At 42.9% G+C, this 21,117-nt stretch carries 21 protein-coding genes; 8 read left to right on the top strand and 13 right to left on the bottom strand.

The features are described 5' to 3' along the window. The first annotated feature begins 53 nt into the window (after positions 1-53). Positions 54-1,331 carry a thioredoxin family protein gene (locus I5M19_RS10885; protein WP_200066360.1) on the top strand — a complete coding sequence of 426 codons (1,278 nt, stop codon included), beginning with the start codon at positions 54-56 and terminating at the stop codon, positions 1,329-1,331. 10 nt (positions 1,332-1,341) lie between these two features. Here the strand turns inward: I5M19_RS10885 and I5M19_RS10880 are convergent, their stop codons facing one another. The 4 genes from I5M19_RS10880 to I5M19_RS10865 all read right to left on the bottom strand — a co-directional run bounded on the left by I5M19_RS10880 (position 1,342) and on the right by I5M19_RS10865 (position 3,890). Further along, positions 1,342-1,893: an NUDIX hydrolase gene (locus tag I5M19_RS10880; RefSeq protein WP_200066359.1), complete on the bottom strand. Its 552-nt coding sequence runs from the start codon at positions 1,891-1,893 to the stop codon at positions 1,342-1,344. Positions 1,894-1,965: 72 nt separating this feature from the next. Beyond that, positions 1,966-2,778, bottom strand: a complete 813-nt coding sequence (locus tag I5M19_RS10875) for a TPM domain-containing protein (protein WP_200066358.1) — start codon at positions 2,776-2,778, stop codon at positions 1,966-1,968. 9 nt (positions 2,779-2,787) lie between these two features. After that, a complete protein-coding gene (locus I5M19_RS10870; RefSeq protein WP_200066357.1) occupies positions 2,788-3,222 on the bottom strand; it encodes a TPM domain-containing protein in 435 nt (144 codons plus the stop codon). A gap of 89 nt (positions 3,223-3,311) precedes the next feature. Beyond that, entirely contained in the window at positions 3,312-3,890 is a 579-nt protein-coding gene (locus tag I5M19_RS10865) for a LemA family protein (protein WP_200066356.1), read from the bottom strand. A 193-nt stretch (positions 3,891-4,083) separates the two neighbouring features. Here I5M19_RS10865 and I5M19_RS10860 point away from each other — a divergent pair, with 193 nt between their 5' ends. Continuing rightward, complete coding sequence (locus I5M19_RS10860; RefSeq protein WP_200066355.1) at positions 4,084-6,375, top strand: GH92 family glycosyl hydrolase; 2,292 nt, start codon at positions 4,084-4,086, stop codon at positions 6,373-6,375. Positions 6,376-6,428: 53 nt separating this feature from the next. Here the strand turns inward: I5M19_RS10860 and I5M19_RS10855 are convergent, their stop codons facing one another. Then, entirely contained in the window at positions 6,429-6,995 is a 567-nt protein-coding gene (locus I5M19_RS10855; RefSeq protein WP_200066354.1) for an RNA polymerase sigma factor, read from the bottom strand. Between the two features lie 188 nt (positions 6,996-7,183). Between I5M19_RS10855 and I5M19_RS10850 the strand changes: the two genes are divergently transcribed. Continuing rightward, positions 7,184-8,734, top strand: a complete 1,551-nt coding sequence (locus I5M19_RS10850) for an NAD(P)/FAD-dependent oxidoreductase (protein ID WP_200066353.1) — start codon at positions 7,184-7,186, stop codon at positions 8,732-8,734. A gap of 30 nt (positions 8,735-8,764) precedes the next feature. Then, positions 8,765-9,250 (top strand): DinB family protein, encoded by a 486-nt coding sequence (locus I5M19_RS10845; RefSeq protein ID WP_200066352.1) that lies wholly within the window; start codon positions 8,765-8,767, stop codon positions 9,248-9,250. Between the two features lie 9 nt (positions 9,251-9,259). On the opposite strand, the gene I5M19_RS10840 is transcribed toward I5M19_RS10845, so the two are convergent. From I5M19_RS10840 to I5M19_RS10830, 3 genes are all read right to left on the bottom strand, one after another. Next, a complete protein-coding gene (locus tag I5M19_RS10840; RefSeq protein WP_200066351.1) occupies positions 9,260-9,475 on the bottom strand; it encodes a hypothetical protein in 216 nt (71 codons plus the stop codon). Between the two features lie 105 nt (positions 9,476-9,580). Continuing rightward, positions 9,581-9,970 carry a hypothetical protein gene (locus I5M19_RS10835; protein ID WP_200066350.1) on the bottom strand — a complete coding sequence of 130 codons (390 nt, stop codon included), beginning with the start codon at positions 9,968-9,970 and terminating at the stop codon, positions 9,581-9,583. Positions 9,971-9,982: 12 nt separating this feature from the next. Next, the gene (locus I5M19_RS10830) at positions 9,983-10,537 is read right to left on the bottom strand and encodes an RNA polymerase sigma factor (protein ID WP_200066919.1); all 555 of its coding nucleotides are present in this window, start codon (positions 10,535-10,537) and stop codon (positions 9,983-9,985) included. A gap of 95 nt (positions 10,538-10,632) precedes the next feature. Between I5M19_RS10830 and I5M19_RS10825 the strand changes: the two genes are divergently transcribed. Further along, positions 10,633-10,782: a hypothetical protein gene (locus I5M19_RS10825; RefSeq protein WP_200066349.1), complete on the top strand. Its 150-nt coding sequence runs from the start codon at positions 10,633-10,635 to the stop codon at positions 10,780-10,782. Between the two features lie 7 nt (positions 10,783-10,789). On the opposite strand, the gene I5M19_RS10820 is transcribed toward I5M19_RS10825, so the two are convergent. Continuing rightward, on the bottom strand, positions 10,790-11,812 hold the full coding sequence (locus tag I5M19_RS10820; protein WP_200066348.1) for a tetratricopeptide repeat protein: 1,023 nt from the start codon (positions 11,810-11,812) through the stop codon (positions 10,790-10,792). Positions 11,813-11,922: 110 nt separating this feature from the next. Here I5M19_RS10820 and I5M19_RS10815 point away from each other — a divergent pair, with 110 nt between their 5' ends. The 3 genes from I5M19_RS10815 (at position 11,923) to I5M19_RS10805 (ending at position 14,248) form a co-directional block, all read left to right on the top strand. Next, the gene (locus I5M19_RS10815) at positions 11,923-13,134 is read left to right on the top strand and encodes a serine hydrolase domain-containing protein (RefSeq protein WP_200066347.1); all 1,212 of its coding nucleotides are present in this window, start codon (positions 11,923-11,925) and stop codon (positions 13,132-13,134) included. 103 nt (positions 13,135-13,237) lie between these two features. Then, positions 13,238-13,543: a YbaB/EbfC family nucleoid-associated protein gene (locus I5M19_RS10810; RefSeq protein ID WP_200066346.1), complete on the top strand. Its 306-nt coding sequence runs from the start codon at positions 13,238-13,240 to the stop codon at positions 13,541-13,543. Positions 13,544-13,570: 27 nt separating this feature from the next. Next, positions 13,571-14,248, top strand: a complete 678-nt coding sequence (locus I5M19_RS10805) for a metal-dependent hydrolase (RefSeq protein WP_200066345.1) — start codon at positions 13,571-13,573, stop codon at positions 14,246-14,248. Positions 14,249-14,307: 59 nt separating this feature from the next. Here I5M19_RS10805 and I5M19_RS10800 read toward each other — a convergent pair whose 3' ends face one another. From I5M19_RS10800 to polA, 4 genes are all read right to left on the bottom strand, one after another. After that, positions 14,308-15,570, bottom strand: a complete 1,263-nt coding sequence (locus tag I5M19_RS10800; protein ID WP_200066344.1) for a glucose-1-phosphate adenylyltransferase — start codon at positions 15,568-15,570, stop codon at positions 14,308-14,310. Next, positions 15,567-16,991, bottom strand: a complete 1,425-nt coding sequence (locus I5M19_RS10795) for a glycogen synthase (protein WP_200066343.1) — start codon at positions 16,989-16,991, stop codon at positions 15,567-15,569. The genes I5M19_RS10800 and I5M19_RS10795 overlap by 4 nt, the downstream gene beginning before the upstream one ends. A gap of 290 nt (positions 16,992-17,281) precedes the next feature. Continuing rightward, the gene (locus I5M19_RS10790; RefSeq protein WP_200066342.1) at positions 17,282-18,148 is read right to left on the bottom strand and encodes a S8/S53 family peptidase; all 867 of its coding nucleotides are present in this window, start codon (positions 18,146-18,148) and stop codon (positions 17,282-17,284) included. Between the two features lie 5 nt (positions 18,149-18,153). Continuing rightward, positions 18,154-20,964 carry a DNA polymerase I gene (gene polA, locus I5M19_RS10785; protein WP_200066341.1) on the bottom strand — a complete coding sequence of 937 codons (2,811 nt, stop codon included), beginning with the start codon at positions 20,962-20,964 and terminating at the stop codon, positions 18,154-18,156. Between the last annotated feature and the right edge of the window lie 153 nt (positions 20,965-21,117).

Below are 21,117 nucleotides of genomic sequence, written 5' to 3'. Positions count from 1 at the left end.
TTATTTAAATCATCTTAATTAAATTGCTTGTGCAATAACAAGTCTGATACACGATGAAATTTATCATTGCCATAACACTTACCTGTTTTACTTTATTTACAGCAGGCGCTCAGGATAAAGGAATTAAGTTCCAAAATAACTTAACCTGGGCGCAGGTAAAGCAAAAAGCTAAACAGGAGAACAAATACATTTTTATTGATTGCTATACTACCTGGTGTGTGCCCTGTAAGGATATGGCCAATGATGTTTTTCCGCAACCCGAAGTGGCAAATTTTTTTAATGATAAATTTATAAGCGTAGCTCTGCAATTTGATGAAACAAAGAACGATGATGCCGATACTAAACGGTGGCGTGCAGAAGTGAAGAAGATAGGGAAGGAATATAAGGTAGAAGGCTATCCGACTTATCTTTTCTTTACTCCGGATGGTTCTATGGTGCACACAGTTATCGGTGGGTCTGATGCCAATACATTTTTAAACGAAGCAAAGGCCGCTTTGGATCCTAAAACACAATTGGCAGCCCTTAAAAAGCAATATGTGGATGGTAACCGTTCGCCTGAGTTTTTAAAAGCGTTTATAAACGCGCTGGGCATGTGGAATAGCCAGGTACTTGAAGTGATTAATGTTTACCTGGCAACACAAAAAGATCTGTTGACAAAAGATAATCTTAGGTTTATAGCAAGGGCAACAGCAAAGTCAACTGATCCGGGCTTTAAAGTCGTACGGGAGCATAGCAAGGAATTTGACGCAGTGAACGGGCTTGGCAGTAGTCGGGCACTGATTGCAAATATTGCATTTGATGAGGTGGTGCTTCCTGTGGTACGTGTAAATGGAGCTAAAGTTAATAAAGGAGGGATGTATTATTATACCGGCGACCTTAATAAAAATGTAAACTGGAATGATGTTAAGGCAAAACTTGATGCGCAATATCCGGATATGGCCGATGAGATTCTGGCTATATCCAAACTAAAATATTACCGCGATGCTAAAGACTGGCAAAAGTATACCGCGCAGATTACTGATTTTGTGGGCCGATATGGCGATGTTGAACACACCGACCAGATAAACAGTTATGCGAATGATATATTCCTTTTTACGGATGATAAAAACTGCCTGAAACAGGCATTAAACTGGTCAAAAAAAACCATGGAAGTGGGCGTGCCCGAAAAAAAGGACTGGTATTTAGTTACCTACGTTAATTTGCTATATAAGTTGGGTAAAAAAGAAGAAGCTTTGGCCATAACAGACGATGCCATTAAACGGCTTGGCAATAAAGCCGGCAGATTCCCCGAAATAAAAGAGAAAATGAGCAAAGGCGAAGAAACGTGGTAATATTATAACGTTAGTGTAGCTCGCCTAATTTCATCAGCGCGTAAAACAAACCGGTGCAATGCAATGCCTGGGCTATTTTATTATCGGCTAATAATTGCTTCACCTCAGCAATGGTATATTCCTCTACAATAAGGTGTTCGTGTTCATCCAGCATTTGTTCCTGCACTTTTTTACCCCCTTTGGCCAAATAGCAAAAAGTTTTATTATTAGCTGTGGATGGGTTAGCGTAAACGGTACTTAACAATTCAAGGTCTCCAAATTCGTATCCTGTTTCTTCCAGCAGTTCGCGCCGTAAGGCTGTAGCCGGTTCTTCGCCATCTTCAATAACGCCGCCTGGTATCTCTAATGATACAATACCAGCCGCGTGGCGATACTGGCGCACCATCAGAATTTTATTTTCATTAGTTAAAGCTACCGCGTTTACCCAGTTAGGATATTCCAGCACGTAATAATCTTCAACAATGCGCCCATCAGGCATTTCACACTTATCGCTGCGTAGCGTAGCCCACGGTCCTTTATGTATATAAGTGGAAGAACGTATCTTCCAGGTAAGTTCAGTCATTATGTATTAATGAAAATGCAGTATAGGGTTGTTTTATAGCAACACACTTCTATTTCTTTAGCTTTTTGGTAACTACCAGCTACCGCTTGAGCCGCCACCGCCAAAGCTACCGCCGCCAAAGCCGCCGAAACCACCACCGCCGCCGCCAAAGCCGCCGCTTCCGCCACCTCCGGAGAAACCGCCCCAACCGCCGTTACCCCGACCGCTGTTACCAAGCATATTGCCTGCTAAAAACCACCAGAACGGACTTGCGCCGCCGCGTCGGCCAATAATGCGTCTGCCGCCACCTCCACCACCGCCATTTCGGAAAATAAGAATAAGTACAACTACTATAATAATAATGATGATACCTGCAGCACCCCCATCTTTTTTGTTAAGCTTTTTATTCTTTTTAGGCGCCTTATATTCGCCTTTCATGTATTTTATAATGTCCGTTGTGGCAGCGTCAAGGCCGGCATAATAATCGCCGTTCTTAAAATTAGGGCGCATATCATTCTGGATGATCTGCTGCGTAACCACATCAGGCAAAGCTCCCTCGGCACCATAACCCGTTTGTATAGACATCTTGCGATCGTCCATCGCTACCAGTATCAAAATACCGTTGTTCTTGTCCTTTTGGCCAATACCCCATTTACGCCCAAGCTGTGTGCCGTAATCATTAATATCGTAATCGCCAAGCGAACGGATAATAACCACAGCTATTTGTGTAGAGGTGGAATCATCAAAGGCTACCAGTTTGTTTTCCAGTTGTTGTTTATCACCTTGCGAAAGCGTATTGGTAAAATCAGCAACAAGTGTGTTGGGTCTTTCAGGAAAGTCCTGCGAAAAGGTTAAGGTTACGATGCTGAGCATAAGGCCCAGGCATACTAATAGTTTTTTAAACATCTTTATAGTTTATTTGCCATCCATAAAGGCAATATCATTTGGCAGTTCATTTTCATCATCTTCCTGGTAAGGGAAAAAGGCTTTCAATTGTGTACCTGCTTTTGTTATGCCCTCCACAATGCCCTCTACCAGGTTGCCATATTTAAATTGGTTCAGCATATCGTTTTTTGCTTCGTCCCAAAAATTATCCGGAACCACTTTGTTAATACCGCCATCCCCAATAATGGCGAATTTACGGTCAACAGTGGCTACATAAATAAGCACGCCATTGCGCAGCTTAGTTTTATGCATATCCAGGCGTGTAAAGTATTTAGCGGCGCGGTCAAGCACCTCTTCGTTACAAGTTTTTTCTACGCAAACCCGTATTTCGCCCGATGTGTTTTTTTCGGCATCCATTACAGCCTGCTGTATAATTTGTTGTTCTTCGTCGGTAAATACTGCCATGTTAAGGTTAATTATTTGGTAATAATATTAAAAATGGGTTGCCGCGCAGGTAGATCCGGCACGGCTTTTATCCCATTCGTAAATTCTTATTAAAATTCCACTTTAGGTGCTTTATCTGCACCTGCTTCAGCGGCAAAATATCCCTTTTCTTTAAAGCCGAACATTTTAGCGGTAAGGTTTGCCGGGAAGGAGCGTATTTTGCTGTTATAAGCCTGTACAGCCTCGTTAAAGTCGCGACGCGCTACCGATATGCGGTTCTCTGTACCTTCCAATTGTACCTGTAAACCCCTGAAAGCTTCGTTTGCCTTAAGGTTGGGATAATTTTCTGATGCTACCAGCAATCTGCCCAAAGCAGTGCTTAACTGCCCTTGTGCAGCCTGGTATTTTTGTATGCTTTCAGGCGTAAGTTTAGTAGGGTCAACCTGTATAGAGGTAGCCTTGGCACGGGCCTCGGTTACTTCAGTAAGTGTACTTTTTTCAAAGTTCGCCTCTCCTTTTACGGTAGCAACCAAATTAGGTATCAGATCGCTTCTGCGTTGATATTGGGTTTCTACCTGCCCCCATTTGCCTTTTACATTTTCATCAGCCTTTACCATACCGTTGTAGCTGCATGAGCTTAATGACATAGCACTTGCTATTATTAATATCGCTGTTAATAGTTTTTTCATGTTGTTAATTATTGCTAATGTGAATTTACTAATTAGATTGCAAAACCCATACCGATGTTACAAAACGTAACAATTACGCCATAATGGCAATAAAAAAGCATTAAATTGTAATTAAGTAGGGTTAACCAATATATGATTTTATATTTGCTTTCGTTAATTAATTACTGATCGTACAAACTATCTCCTCTGAATAATGAAGAAAGTATTTGCTGCTGTTTTAATTTTTACCGGCTTACAGGCCGCTGCACAAACTACCCCGCACGAAAATCTGGTTCAATATGTTAAACCCATTATAGGTACCCAGCGCATGGGGCATACCTATCCGGGCGCAACCGTTCCGTTTGGTATGGTGCAATTAAGCCCCGAAACGGATACCGCAAGTTACGAACTTAACGGGCATTACAACCCTGATGTGTATAAATACTGCGCAGGCTACCAGTATGATGACAAAACTATTGTAGGTTTTAGCCACACGCACTTTAGTGGTACCGGCCACTCCGACCTGGGCGATTTTTTAATTATGCCAACGGTTGGCCCTTTAAAGCTTAATCCCGGCGTGGCCGATAAGCCGGGCAGTGGATACCGCTCGGCATTTTCGCATGCTAACGAAGTAAGCGAGGCCAATTATTATAAAGTAAAACTGGATGCCAGCAATATTATTGCCGAAATGACCACCAGCACTCGTGTAGGTTTCCATCAGTATACGTTCCCTAAGTCCGACCAGGCGCATATCATTCTTGATCTTATGGCAGGTATTTACAACTATCCTGACAAAAACGTATGGACCTATGTTAAAATATTGAACGACAGCACCCTGGTAGGTTACCGCCAAACAAACGGATGGGCACGCACCCGTACCTTGTATTTTGCTATGGCGTTCAATAAAAAATTCAACCAGTATGGATTTAAAAAGTACGACAAGCGTGAGGTTTATGGCGGCTTTTGGGGAAAATTCAACCAAAGCAAAAACTTCCCGGAAATAGCTGGCAAGCAAATACGCGCTTATTTTGATTTTAAAACCGATGAAGGAGAAAAGATCAAGATAAAATTTGCCCTTTCGCCAGTGAGTATGGATGGTGCTTTAGCCAACATGCAGGCCGAAGTACCGGGCTGGGATTTTGATGCGGTAAAAAGCGCCGGGCAACAGCAATGGGAAAAGGAACTGGAGAAAATTACGGTTACCGGCAGTACCGAAAAGAAACAGGACTTTTATACTGCCATGTATCATACCATGATCAACCCAACCATTTACATGGATGTTGACGGACAGTACAAAGGCCTTGACCAGAATGTACACAAGGCAGACGGATTTACAAATTACACCACTTTCTCACTTTGGGACACTTACCGTGCACTGCACCCCTTGTTCAATATTATTGAGCCTGACAGAAATGTCGACATGATACAATCCATGTTAAAGCATTTTGATCAAAGTCCGGAGCACATGCTGCCGGTTTGGAGCAACTCCGCTAACGAGAACTGGTGCATGAGCGGTTACCACAGTGTTTCGGTTTTAGCCGATGCCATTGTAAAGGGTAACGCGCCGTTTGATGCCAATAAGGCGCTTGACGCGGCCGTTACTACCGCCCGCCACCGCAGTTACGAAGGCATAGGTGAGTATATGAATAATGGCTATATTCCTGACGAGAAAACCGGAATATCCGTATCAAGCACGTTGGAATATGCTTACGACGACTGGGCCATTGCCCAAATGGCTAAAAAGCTGAACCGGATGGATATTTATGACGAATTTATTAAACGCTCGCAAAATTATAAGAACGTTTACGATCCGGCTTCGGGCTTCATGCGTCCGCGCAAGGCAGATGGTACCTTCCGCAAAAAATTTGACCCGTTAAGTACTATTAACGAAGGATTTATTGAGGGCAACGCCTGGAATTATACGCTTTTTGCACCACAGGATCCCGAAGGTTTAATTAAATTGATGGGCGGTAATAAACGATTTGTAGGCTACCTCGACTCTTTATTTACCATGAACCTGCCCGATAAATACTTTGCCGAAACGGAGGATATTACCCGCGATGGTATCATCGGCAACTATGTGCATGGAAATGAGCCATCACACCACGTAGCTTACCTGTACAACTGGACCGACAAGCCCTGGAAAACACAGGAACGCATCCGGATGATACTTAACCGCATGTACAAGCCGACTCCTGATGGTTTGGGTGGTAATGATGATACCGGCCAAATGAGCGCCTGGTATATTTTTAGTACGCTTGGCTTTTATCCGGTTGCACCGGCCTCGCCAAATTATGCTATTGGCAGCCCGGCTATTAACAGCGCGGTTATACGGGTAGGTAACGGAAAAACATTTAACATTACTGTAAAAAATCAGGCCGAGAAGAATGTTTATATCCAGAAGATGACACTTAACGGAAAGCCTTTAAAGGGATTATCTATCACTCATGATGAGATCATGAATGGCGGCGACCTGGTATTTTATATGGGCAGCAAACACAAATAGAAAAGCATAATTAATATATGCAAACCGGCATCTCTTATAAGGTGCCGGTTTTTTTATGCATAACAGCGGGTATTGATAGATGTAAGTGACGATATTTTGTTTTTGAGAATAGTACGCGCGCGGTGCAAAGTAGTGCGTGATAATAATTCGGACATACCCAAACTATTACCGATCTCCTGGTGTGAGTAACCCTCAATAGCATACATATTAAATACTGAGCGGTAAGTATCAGGTAATTGACGTATCAACTTCATCAGCTCCTTAACTTCAAGGCTGTTGGCATTATAGCTGGTTCCGCCGTTAATATTACTATCGGCAAAGTCTTCTACTAAAACTGTGTTCTTGGCTTTGCGGTAGCGGGATATAGCGGCATGCACCATTATGCGGCGTATCCAGCCTTCTAAACTTCCGTCTCCACGATAGTTATGCATGTTCTTAAACATTTTTATAAACCCTTCCTGTAATATATCCTGTGCCTCATCTTTATCCTTAGCATAGCGCATGCAAACCGCAAGCATTTTTGGCGCCAATAGCTTATACAGCATCTCTTGTTGTTTCCTGTCATTACGCAGGCAGCCTTCCCATAGCATATTTAAGCGGTTATCATTATTTGTTGTCATTGTGATATTCTTTTGCATGTACGTATGCCAAAATGCAACCAAATAATTAAGTATCTAATAATCAATAAATTAAATTTCAAATAAAATGACAGTTGTTCGCTATCGAACAGTTAATGTGCCATAGCGTACGGTTGTTTAGCCAAACAGTGTATCTTTGTATATCCGGGATAAAAACCCGGCGTATTCCCATGATAAAAGAAATTGAGATTGTTTGCCATCCCGGGCAGCAGCACGATGAACAGGTATTACTATCACTTGTATCGTCGGCATTAAACATCGCAGCAAAACGCGTCAGTGGTATAAAAATATTAAAGCGTTCTATTGATGCGCGGGGCCGTAAGGTGGTTTACCGAATGCAGATAGCCGCTTATATAGATGAAATACCAAGTTCCGAAAATTATGAGCAGCATTACAAAAATGTAAAGGATGCAAAGCCGGTGATCATTGTAGGCGCCGGCCCGGCAGGCTTGTTTGCCGCGTTACAATGTATAGCGCATGGCCTTAAACCCGTTATAATCGAAAGAGGCAAAGATGTTAAACAGAGACGGCGTGATCTGGCTAACATCAATAAACAGGGGGTGGTAAATCCCGAATCAAACTATTGCTTTGGCGAGGGCGGAGCAGGCACCTACTCGGATGGTAAATTATACACCCGATCTACAAAGCGGGGGGATGTTAACGGCGTTTTAAAAACCTTTGTGGCGCATGGCGCTACCGAAGATATTTTGGTAGATGCCCGTCCGCATATTGGTACCAACAAACTCCCGCAGATCATCACCGCCATGCGCGAAAGCATTTTAAATGCAGGCGGCGAGGTGCTGTTTGATATTAAAGTAACGGCACTGCTGGTTGGCTTCGGTAAAATAAATGGTGTGCAATTAAGCAATGGTGAAAAGTTATTAGCTGATGCGGTGATACTGGCTACGGGCCACTCCGCACGCGATGTATTTGAGATGCTGCACCAGCAACAGATTTTGATTGAGGCTAAACCCTTCGCATTAGGGGTAAGGATAGAGCATCCGCAGGAAATAATTGACCGCGCCCAATACCATTGCGAAAACCGCGGGCCATATCTGCCGCCATCTTATTATAATTTGGTGGAGCAGGTTGATAACCGGGGCGTATTTTCGTTTTGTATGTGCCCCGGTGGAATTATTGCGCCATGTGCAACGGCTGCTGATGAGATAGTAGTGAACGGCTGGAGCCCTTCTAAACGGAACAACCCGTTTGCCAATTCGGGTACGGTAGTGCAAATAAATATGGAGGATGTTAAGGGGGATATAAACGATCCTTTCCGGATGCTGAATTTTCAGCAGCAGGCCGAGCAATTGGCCTTTAAAGCAGGCGGCGGTGATTTAGTAGCCCCGGCACAGCGGATGGTTGATTTTGCCGAGGGTCGTGTGTCTTTCGATCTGCCTGTAAACTCTTACCTGCCGGGTTGTAAAAGCGCGGATATGAAAGAGGTATTGCCCGATTGGATACATGCCCGCCTTAAAAAAGCGCTGCCCGCGTTTGGCCGTAAAATGAAAGGGTATTTTACTAACGAGGCTATATTAGTAGGGGTGGAGTCGCGCACTTCATCACCCGTAAAAATACCCCGCGACCGCGAAACTTTTCAGCATCCGCAGGTGGCCGGCTTATTTCCATGCGGTGAAGGTGCCGGGTATGCCGGAGGCATTATCTCTGCCGCTATTGACGGGGTTAATTGTGCCGATGGTGTAATGCGTTATTACGCTTAAACCAATTACACGCCCGTATGTTATACCTTTATGGAAATGAACGGCAATTATCTTCAACCTTACCTGCAGCAAGTGCTGGCAGGCTATCCCTGGTATGGTACTAACGTTTACGATATAATAGGTAGTACCACTTTTGAAGCTGCTTATGAAAAGCCCGGCGGCAGTGTTCATAATATTGCCGGGATATTACTGCACATGCTTAACTGGACAATTGAAGTAAGCGAACGGATACAGGGTAAAGAAGCAGGTATGCCCGAAGCGCAAAACTGGCCCGATCCGGGAACACCTGATGAGCAAAAATGGCAAACCCTGATAAACGATTTTAAACTCGCTAATACCCGTTTGGCAGGCATTATTCAGGACATGCCCGCTGATACCTGGGATAAACCTATTAACGATACACGCGATGAGCCGGGCGCCCCGGCCAGCTACGCCGAAACTATCAACGGTTTAATACAGCATCACATTTACCATGCAGGACAAATAGCCTTGCTTAACCGCATTATCAACGGATAGTGTGTAAGCTTAATAAGGCATTTCTTCGCAATCGAAGCCTGCTATCTGTAATACATGGTTGATGGTTTGTGGTTCAAGGCCGCGGCTTTCTATCCGTAGTACCTTGTCGCAATCTTCCAGGTCAAAGTTGTATTGCTTAATATCAGCCAAAGAAGTAAGCAGGGGATGCACCCTTGCTACCTCTTGCTTGGTTGCCACACTTGTTTTAAATATCAGCACATCCATAATAAATCCGTTTAAATGTTAAAACAAACTCATTTTAAGGTTGTAACAGTTGGCAACCGCCAAACCGGACAAACCCGCGAATTATTTTCGAATTATTTTATAAACCTATTGTTCAAACCCCGGCTTTTCTTTTTCAGCTTCGGGCTGCATCCAGTCGCGTCCACGGTTGCCCCAGGCACCGCAGCGGCTTTTCCATTGTTCTTTAAAGTGCTGGCGATCCTCCGGCGACATGTTTTTAAACCGCTCTTCCATCATTCTTTTACGCCGCATCCAGGGTGCGCCGCCCTTGCCTCTGCCGCCGAAACCAAACAATATCTTGCTTAAAATAAATATCCCCATAGCCTGCCAAAAGGTTATGGTGCTTACGTGCAGTATATCCGGCAGCAGGTGGTTCCATAACTGCATCACCACGTAGCTGATGAGTGCTAAAATCGCTGCCGCCCCGATAGGTATAAGCAGGAATTTTTTTCTGTTTCTATAAAATCCGTTTCTCATTGTTCAATATTTTTAATATTCCGTTATCTCTTTATACAATTGTTTAAGGCGCTCACGTAAATGCAATACCGCGTACCGCTTGCGTGATACCAGGGTGTTCACATTCATTCCCGTTCGTTGGGCAATTTCTTCAAAGGGGATATCTTCCAGTTCGTGCCATACAAATACCTGTTTTTGCTCATCGGGCAGCTCATCAAGCGCTATAAAAAGCTGTTCCCAAAAAAGGTTGCGCAGGTATTCTGTTTCGGGCGTGGTAGCCTCGGTAAGCAATATATCTTTAAAGTCGGGAGCATCGTCATCTTCGTCGCCCTGCAGCATATCATCCAGCAAGGTTTCAGTGTGCTTTTTATGCTTGTCCAGTATCTTGTTTTTTGCCACACGGTAAAGCCAGGCGCTGGTTTGCTCAATAGGGCCGGCGTTTATTACGTTACTGAACTGGTACCAAACATCCTGCAGTATGTCCTCAGCGTCAGCATCGTTTTTCACACGTTTCCGGATAAAGCCCAGCAAGCTTTTACCATACGCAGTTATTGTTTGTATGATGTGGCTGTTTTTATCCTGGGGCATTATGGCGGTTGTCAACTTCTGTTATATTGTTTAAATATAAAGACGACCATGCCCGCAAAACATTTTAAAAAAAATTATTTTTTATTTGAGAATTTGTGAGAGAATTATTTAATAAAGATCACCATTTTGATTTTGAGGCAAGTACGATAGGGTCAGTTTTTGATTTCATATCTAAATATCATTACTTATTTGCCGTACAGCTCATCGGTTACTTTGTTCCATCCAGGCTACCGGGGAGTCGTTAATAAATGTTTAAAATTCACGATTATTGGTTTCTACCCAGCTTACCAGTTCATTAAAATTATCCTCATGCGCTTTTATCCATGCCTCATTCTCATCTTTATAGGCCACTAAACTAATATAGCGCGCAAGTGTGGGCATATAATTTGTTGCGGCGAGTTTTTTAAAGTAGCCCGAATAAAATTTATTATAAAAATCCGTCGTTTGCTGTTTTTGAAAATTATCCGATATCCTGAATACAGAACTTAACTGCAGGGTAAGTGAATCAACCGCGCTAAGCCCCTTTTTATCCGCTGTTGCGGATAGTACCGCCAGGGGTAAGATGGTACCTTCAGCAGACTGATCGTTTATTTTGATGTTTACACTTTTATCGTCCGATTTTGAAATGCCGTAATTAAGTATGTTTTGCACGTATTGGTAAGCCTGAGTTGATCGGTCGGTTAGCGGTTCGATCATCAAAAAATTGCACCATGCCAGTAATGATGCGCCGCGTTTATGTTGATTGTAGGTTGCCAGTGCATAAATGCGATGGCTGCTGGAGTGTAAAGGGTCAAGTTTTAAAGCCTCTGCTGCATACCTTTCCGCCTCTGCATCATTACCTTTTCGTAAATAGGTTATACTCAGGTTAAAGTATAGTCGCTGATATTTTGGATTGGCAGCTATTCCTTTTTTATAATATGCTATAGCTTTTTCGGGTTGTTTATCATCATCATAAATGCTTCCCAAGAGGTCGTAGGCTTGTGCCGCTAAACTTGTTGTTTTTGCATTTATAATCTTTTCCAGATACGGAATGGCTTCCTTAGTATTACCGCTACTGTACAGGGTAAATCCCAACTCATAATTGGCTGATAAATTTGCAGGCTCCAGCTCCAACGCCTGCTTATATTTGGCAATGGCTTCCGTATATTTTCCCTCATCGTGAAGGGCTGTACCTTGTTTAATAAGGATGTCTGCCTTTGGGTTATTTTGCGCGAATAATGACGTACTAATGAAGTAAAAACACAGCCCCAGGAAAATTTTGTGAAAGAGTTTCATAACTAAATTTAAGGCTTTAATAAAAATGTTGAAACATTATTTTAAAATATATCTTATAGGTGGTATATAATTTCTAATTTTCGCTTTCGTTAAAGTGAAATAATTTATCTATGAGATCTGCGCTGAGTATTACTATAACCTGTACAACCTTTCTATTTTTTTTAACTTCCTGTCTGTCAGGCCGTAGCGATGATAAAAGTACTGCGGAAACTCCGCCCAAAAAGCTGGATAATGCTAAGCTTTTAAAATATGACCCTAAACATGCCGATAAAAAAATAGATGAATTTATGCAACATCTGCATAAGGTAGCCAATTTTAATGGCAACGTGCTGGTGGCAAAAAAGGGTAAAATAATTTACGAGAATACTTTTGGCTGGGCCAACCATTTACTGCGCGACAGCCTAACGCTTAACTCACAGTTCGAGCTGGCATCCATATCAAAAACTATGACGGGTACTGCTATTTTGCAGTTAATGGAGCGCGGTAAATTAAAGCTGGATCAGGATGTAAAGGATTTTTTTCCGAATTTCCCTTATGATGGGGTTACCATACGTTTGTTGCTTACCCACCGTTCCGGGATGATGAATTACGTGTATTTCTTGGATAACATTTACCGTACTCAGCACCTCGACCAGCGTAAAGGTATCACCAATGCCGAAACCATGGACATGATAGCCAAATATAAGCCTGCCCGTTTTAATAAACCCGATGTGCGCTTTTTGTATAACAACTCCAACTTTATGGTATTGGGTTCGATAATTGAAAAAGTTACCGGCATGAGCTATGCGCAGTACATGAAGGAGAATATTTTTAAACCTATAGGCATGAATCATACCGCGGTATATTCTAAAGCGGTTTATGATAAAATTCCGGTTGATGTGGTAGGGCATGACCGTAACAGCTGGAAATACTCTGTTGCGCAAAATTACCTTGACGGCCCAGTTGGCGATAAAGGTATTTACAGCACAGTTGGCGACCTGTACATTTTTGACCAGGCCCTGCGTGCTGGCTTATTGATAAAACCAAGAACACAGGATTCGGCCTACACCGCCCGCAATCCCATGATACGCGGCCACTTTAGCTATGGATATGGCTGGCGCATATTTGAGGCACCCGGTCAAAAGGTGATATACCATACGGGATGGTGGCATGGTTTCCGCCATATATTTTTGCGCGATATGAAAAACGATATTACCATTGTTTTGTTAGGTAATGTAGTTAATGGCAGTTTGCTTCACCTGGATGATCTGTATAAAATGACGGGTATGCCTGTAGTACGTAAGGGGGCCTATACCGGCAACGGCGATACATCTGACGATTAGGTTGCGGGTGATTTATGTTTAACTTCGTTATAATTAAAAATTAATAATAAGGATATGTAAGCTGCTATACATTTGCTTAAATAACCTACAGATATTAAAAGCTATGTTCGATAAATTAATGGAAGCCCAGCAAAAAGCTGGCGAAATGAAAAAACGCCTGGATGCCATTAGTGTAACGGGTACTGCCGAGGGAGGCAAAATTGTGGTACATGCTAATGCCAACAAAGTAATTCAATCAATTACCATTGATGATGAATTCTTGAAAGAAGCCGATAAGGAGGAGCTGGAAGAGCTGATGGTCATTGCTGTCAATAAGGCAATGGAGCAGGCGGATAATGTAAGCCAAAGCGAAATGGCAGCCATGACCAAAGATATGTTTGGTGGGTTGGGCGGTATGTTTGGCAAATAATTTATTATAAACTTTAAAGTTTTACCCATGAAAGTTACCTATTACGGACAATCAACTATAGAAATAGAGACAGATGGAAAAAAATTGCTGTTTGATCCCTTTATATCTCCGAACGAACTGGCAAAGCATATTGATGTTAACAGCTTAAAACCCGATTATATATTGGTATCGCACGGGCACGGCGATCATGTTGCCGATCTGTTAACTGTACAAAAAAACAGTGGCGCAAAAGTTATTTGTATTGCCGAAATAGCGGGGTGGCTGGGTAAGCAAGGCGTTGATAATGCCCACGGCATGAACATCGGCGGCGGCTTTAATTTTGATTTTGGCCGTGTAAAAATGGTAAATGCCATACACTCCAGCACTATGCCCGATGGCTCACCGGCAGGCAACCCCGCAGGGTTTGTTATTTATGCCGAAGGTAAAAAGGTATATTTTGCCGGAGATACCGCACTTACCTATGATATGAAACTACTGGAAGATGAGCACCTGGATTGGGCATTTTTACCTATTGGCGATAATTATACCATGGGGCCTGATGATGCCATAAAGGCCAGCGCATTTATCAATTGCAAAAACATTATCGGTATACATTATGATTCCTTCCCGGTCATTAAGATCGATAAGGAAGAAACGGCTGAGAAATTTAAAAACGCAGGGCTTAATTTAAAACTCCCTGCCATAGGCGAAAGTCTTGATCTGTAAAACAAAAGGCACCTTAACTAAGGTGCCTTTTTGCTGAAATCTATTTTTACTTAATAATATTATATTACAGTTCCGGCTGGTATAACCGCGCGTTTCTTGATGATCACTATACCATCCGTTACAGTATGGGTAGGGAAATCGCCGTCGGGTAATTTATCGCCGCAGTTAATGCATACATTATCGCCTATACAGGTATTCTTATCTATCAGTGCGTTTTTAATTTTGCATCCGTCGCCAATGCCCATAAACGGGATACCCTTTTCTTTGGCATCGGCCAGTTGTTCCAAGGTTTGGTAACTGTCGCTCCCCATTACGTAACAATTCTCAATAGTGGTATCAACACCTATACGGGTACGTATGCCTATAAGGGAGTGTTTAATAAGCGTGGCATTAATAATGCATCCATCAGCAATAATTGATTGCTCTACCATGGTCGCCGATATTTTTGTTGGCGGCAGCATGCGTGCACGTGTAAAAATATGGTTCTTATCAAACAAGTTAAATTTTGGGATATTATCCGTAAGCCCCAGGTTAGCTTCAAAAAACGACGGGATAGTACCTATATCTGTCCAGTAGCCTTCATACTGGTAGCTGAGCACTTTATGGCCCGATAAGGATTGCGGGATGATCTCTTTACCAAAGTCGGTAACGTCAGTGGTCTCTAACAGATCATACAGCAGCTTGCGGTTAAACAAATATATACCCATTGATGCCAGATATACCCGGCCTTGTTCTTTCATTTCATCACTTACCTCCGATGCCCAGCTCTCAAAACCGCTCTTAGGTTTTTCAATAAAAGAGGTGATCAGGTTATCGCTGTTGGTTTTTAAAATTCCAAAACCAGGCACATCATCTGCGTCAACAGGGATGGTGGCTATAGATATTTCGGCATTTTTTTCGATATGCTGATTGATCATCTCATCAAAGTTCATCTGGTAAAGCTGATCGCCGGAGAGGATAAGCACGTAATCAAATTCGTGTACTGCTAAGTGGTGTAAACTTTGCCTTACCGCATCAGCCGTGCCCTGGTACCAGCCCGAACTTTTGGGGGTTTGCTCTGCAGCCAATATATCTACAAAGGCGGTGCTGAATGTACTAAAGTGATAGGTGTTTTTTATATGTTTATTTAACGACGCGGAATTGAATTGCGTAAGTACATAAATACGATCGATGCCCGAATGTAAACAGTTAGATATAGGTATATCAACTAAGCGGTATTTACCCGCTATCGGCACAGCAGGTTTTGAACGTGTTTCTGTTAGTGGTGCCAAACGGCTCCCCTGGCCTCCTCCGAGTACGATGCTGATTACTTTTGATGTCATAACTGTGGTTTTAAACTTTCGTATAGATCAATATATTCCTTTGCCGACCGGTCCCATGAAAAATCGAGGCCCATCATGCGTTTACGTAATAATTGCATTTTTTTTGTGTCGCTGTAAAGCGTTATTGCCCTGCTTACCGCAGTGCAAATATCATCAACCGATGCTTCATCGAACCGGATGCCGTAACCATCCTCGTCCGCCACATCAATAACGGTATCTTTTAACCCGCCGGTTGTTCTTACCATTGGTACGGTACCATAACGTATAGCGTATAGCTGATTAAGACCGCAAGGCTCCACCCGCGACGGCATCAGCAGAAAATCTGCTCCGGCATATATCTGGTGTGCCAGCGCTTCATCATAGCCAACAAAAACATTGCAGTTAGCCGGGTAGGTATCTTTTAACTGCATCAGGGCAGCCTCTGTTAAGGCATCACCTGCGCCAAGCAATAAAAAGTTAACCTTATCGCCGTGCAGGCGCAGACTTCTTTCAATTGCGGCGGGTAACAAGTCCGATCCTTTTTCACTTACCAGTCTGCCAATAAAGGTGATCAACGGTTTCTTCGGATCGAGGTTGAACCGCGCGCATAACGCCTCTTTGTTTTTTTGTTTCCCTTTAGTTACCCCGGCAGCGTCATAATGTTCGGGCAGCATAGGGTCGGTTTCCGCGTTCCATACTTCCGTATCAATACCGTTTAATATACCTAACCCTTTATGGCGCTCTATATAAAACAAATACTCTAACCCGTTGGAACTGTAGGAAAGTTCCTGCAGGTAATTGGGCGATACGGTAGTGAATCTCCAGCAGCATTTTACGGCTGATGCCAGCGGATTAATACCGCCGTTCCAATCAAGCAAACCTGTCTTATAAAAATCTATTTCGGGCAGGTAATCCAATTTTTCCCAACCAAATGCACCATGATATTGCCCGTTGTGAATGGTGAAAACAGTAGGCACATTCGCCAGGCGTTTATACAATGAAGAATGGTACATCAGGAACGGAACCAGGCCTGAATGATGATCGTGACAATGCACTATATCGGGTGTTTGCCCGCTCCAGTTTATCCAGTCCAGAAACGCTATCTGAAAAGCAATGAATTGCTCCTTCTCATCCGGGTAGCCGTAAATATTTTCACGGTCCAGCAAGCCGGGTATCTTTATTAAATACAATTCAAAACCCAATTTGTTGGTTGTTTCCTTTAATATCTCGAAATAAAGGCGGCGGGTACCCAGCAGTGTAGCGCCCTGAAAAACAGTATCAAAAACATTGTCGTGTACAAACTTACGGTTGTAATAGGGCATTACTACGGCAGCCTGCAAGCCTGCCTGTGTCTGGTATTTTGGCAGGGCGCCCACAACATCGGCAAGGCCGCCAATTTTGGCAACAGGATAGCATTCGGCACTTAAGTGGAATATTCTCATTCAGGAATTTATTGGTTTAAGGTACTAAACATTTCCCTATAAGAACAAACACATAATTGGAAAAATGTGTTTTAAATGGTGCTATTATTTAATTAAAAATGGGGGAGTTTTGCCATTTTAATATTAAATGGCTCTACATAGTTTCTCGGATTACGAAAATGGCAATAAAGTATATGCTCTGCTTAATTTATATACAGTAAACCCGTATATTATAAGGGACTATCTCGACGAAACAAAGGGAGGCTGCTATGAAGTGAGAAAAAAACGCAAACGAGATAATCCGAAAAGATTTAATAATCAATAAACCAATTATATCCATACATTTTGCGGTATTCTTTAGGGATAGAATTTATTACCCGGCGTTTTGTAGGATCGTTTTCATCGCCATAGCGCTTTACAATGTAGAAGTTCTTTTTTAGCGTATCGGCGGGGTATATATATTCAACGGTGTCAATTTTAAGGCCGTTCCACTTATATTTATAAAGGGGTACTTCGCCCGGATGGCCGTAATCAACACCACGGATGAATTTTTCATTTGGAGAATAGGAGGGATTTATAAATGTATAACTACCAGAAAAATTTCCATCACCAGGCAGATATAACCTAACTTCGTCACGGTTTCGCGCGCAACAGCCAGCGGAATAATAAGTGGTTGATATAAAATCTTTGTATCCGTCTCCATTAACATCCCTTACAGTATCTGCAACATAGTTTAAGTCCCAAATTACCGTATGTATCACTTCCTTAAATTTATTCCTGTCGAGATACAGCACCCTTAAATGAAGATCCCAGGCAGACTTCGTTTTTAAAATCAAGTGTCTTTTTTCCTTGGAAAATAAAAAGCCAAACTTAAGCGTTGCAGACGCACCTAATCCATCATTAATGGTTAAGTTTTTCGTATAAAAATTATCATGTTGATGTTTAATGGCAAATTTCATAGCGGTATCCAGCAATTTAATCTGCCTGAGACTATCTAATTTCTCTTCTCTCTCAGTTTCTAACCTAATAGAATCTTTCTCTCCGCGTTTTGATGTGAGGGCTTTAAGGCGAAATCTTTCTTCCAATACTGGTGCTGCGTTTTTTACAGCTGCAATTTTCTTCGGCGCGTGTTTACACCCAAAAAGAACAATGGCAACTATAAAAACTAAATATTTCACCTCCCTTAATGCGCTTCCAACCAGTTTTTGCCGGTGCCTATTTCTACCACAATGGGTACTTCGGTTTTAATAGCATTTTTCATGTTTTCCATAATAATAGGCTTCACTTTTTCTATCTCGTGGTTGGGTACATCAAAAACCAACTCATCATGTACCTGCATGGTCATACGGGTATCCAGGTTCTGAGCCTTTAGTTCGCGATGAATGTTGATCATCGCTATTTTGATCATATCCGCAGCCGAGCCCTGTATGGGCGCATTAATGGCATTTCGTTCGGCGAAGCCACGTACAGTTGCATTGGCCGAATTAATATCACGCAGATAGCGTCTCCGTCCCATCAGGGTACATACGTAACCATTTTCGCGTGCAAAATTCATGGTATCGGCCATGTATTGTTTAATGCCGGGGTATTGAATAAAATAATTCTCTATGATCTCGGCTGCTTCCTTTCGGGGGATGCCCAAACTTTGCGACAAGCCAAATGCCGACTGACCGTAAATAATACCAAAATTTACCGCCTTGGCGTTACGGCGTTGTGTAACGGTCACCTCATCAAGTTCTACGCCATATACTTTTGCCGCGGTGGCGGTGTGTATATCCAGGTTATTGGTAAAGGCATCCATCATGTTTTGATCGCGGCTTATCTGCGCTATTATGCGCAGTTCTATCTGCGAATAATCTGCTGATACGATGCTGTGGTTCTCATCCCTCGGTATAAATGCTTTACGTACCTCCCGTCCACGCTCGGTGCGGATAGGGATATTCTGCAAATTTGGATTGTTAGAGCTTAATCTGCCGGTTGCCGCTACGGCCTGATTGTAGGAGGTGTGTACACGCCCGGTTTTTGGGTTTACCATTAATGGCAGCGCATCCACATAGGTTGATTTTAGTTTTTGCAGCTGGCGGAAATCCAGTATATCCCGCACAATATCACTTTTTGCGGCCAACGAAAGCAACACGTCTTCCCCGGTCTGGTACTGACCTGTTTTGGTTTTTTTGGCCTTAGGGTCCAGCATCAGTTTTTCAAAAAGCACCTCGCCCAGCTGTTTAGGTGATGCGATGTTAAAGCGCACCCCGGCTTTTTCAAAAACGGTCTTCTCCAGTTTGGCAATATCGGTTTCCAGTTCCTTTGAGAATTCACGCAGGGTGTCGTGGTCTATACGTACGCCTTCGTGTTCAATATCGGCCAGTACATATATCAGCGGATGCTCTATCTCATGTATAAGCTTTTCGGCTTCTACCTCTTTTAATTTAGGCTCAAAAACTGTTTTTAGCTGCAGGGTAATGTCGGCATCTTCAGCGGCGTAATCTTTTATTTTTTCTATCTCTACATCGCGCATGTTACCCTGGTTTTTGCCTTTGGGACCAATAAGCGTGGTAATGGAAACAGGCGAATAATTAAGGTAATTTTCTGACAGGATATCCATATTATGGCGTGTGTCCGGGTCAAGTACGTAATGCGCCATCATGGTATCAAACAGATCGCCTTTTACTTCCACATCGTACCATTTCAGCATCAGTATATCAAACTTCAGGTTTTGTCCGGTTTTGGTGATTCCGGCATCTTCAAAAACCGGTTTAAATTCAGCCACAATTGCTTTGGCTCCTGACTCATCGGCAGGTACAGGTACGTACCAACCTTCGTGATGTTTTACAGCGAACGACAGCCCCACCAGTTCACAGTGGTTGGCATCAGTTCCGGTGGTTTCGGTATCAAAACAAATGCTCTTTTGTTGCTTTAGTATGGCAATCAGTTCGGCGCGTTTTTCCTGGGTGTCAGCCAGGTAATATTCATGCGGTACGTTATCTATATGTTTTGCTTCTGGCTGTTCCGGTGCTTCGTAAATATCCTCTACATCAACAGTTAACGTTTTGTGGCCGCCTTCTACAGGGTTGCCAAACAGATCGGTTTGAATGGATGATGCCCTGGTTTCTGTAATACTGAAATCATCACCAAAAACCCTGCGACCAAGGGTACGAAACTCCAGTTCGGCAAACAGCGGTTCCAGCAGATCTTTACTGGGTGCGCACATTTCCAGTCCGGCTTCATCCAGCTCAACAGGTACATCAAGTAATATAGTGGCCAGCTTTTTTGATAGCAGACCCTGCTCGGCAAATTTTTCAACATTTTCACGTTGCTTGCCTTTCAGTTCATGGCTATGGCTGATGATCTCTTCCATAGAGCCATATTGTTTAATAAGTGCCTTAGCGGTTTTTTCGCCAATGCCGGGTATTCCGGGGATATTATCCACTGCGTCGCCCCAAAGACCCAGAATATCTATTACCTGCTCTACGCGTTCCACTTCCCATTTCTCGCAAACTTCCTTAACACCTAAAATCTCCATGCCATTTCCCATTCGCGCGGGCTTATATATGCGGATGTTGTCTGAAACTAACTGCGCGAAATCCTTATCAGGGGTCATGCAATAAACCTGGTAGCCCTTTGCTTCGGCCTTTTTGGCAAGCGTGCCTATAATGTCATCGGCTTCGTACCCGTCTGATGTGATGAGGGGAATATTGAAACCTAATACTACTTTAAATATATAGGGTAATGCTTTCGCCAGATCTTCGGGCATAGCCTCGCGGTGTGCTTTATAATGCTCGTAATCGGTATGGCGCTCGGTAGGGGCGTCGGTATCAAACACCACAGCCATATGAGTGGGCTTTTCTTTTTTTAATACATCAAGCAAAGTATTAGTGAAGCCCATAACCGCCGATGTATTTATACCACCGGAAGTGAAACGGGGTGATTTACTCAACGCGAAATGTGCACGGTATATAAGGGCCATGCCATCCAATAGAAAAAGCTTCTTCATTTGTTTATTACTGATTACTCCGATTATAATTTGTGATTTACCCTTAGCGGATACTTTCAAAAATACGATTTATGTTTTCCCATCAGCTAAAATCTGTAAAAATGATTTTGCGACGGGTGCATTAATTTAAAATAAACAGGGTGGACTGTGCCG

This window comes from Mucilaginibacter segetis (assembly GCF_016522075.1).
Classification (GTDB): domain Bacteria; phylum Bacteroidota; class Bacteroidia; order Sphingobacteriales; family Sphingobacteriaceae; genus Mucilaginibacter; species Mucilaginibacter segetis.
The sequence above is the reverse complement of the archived record's forward strand: the minus strand, read 5'-3'. Positions and strand labels throughout refer to the sequence as shown.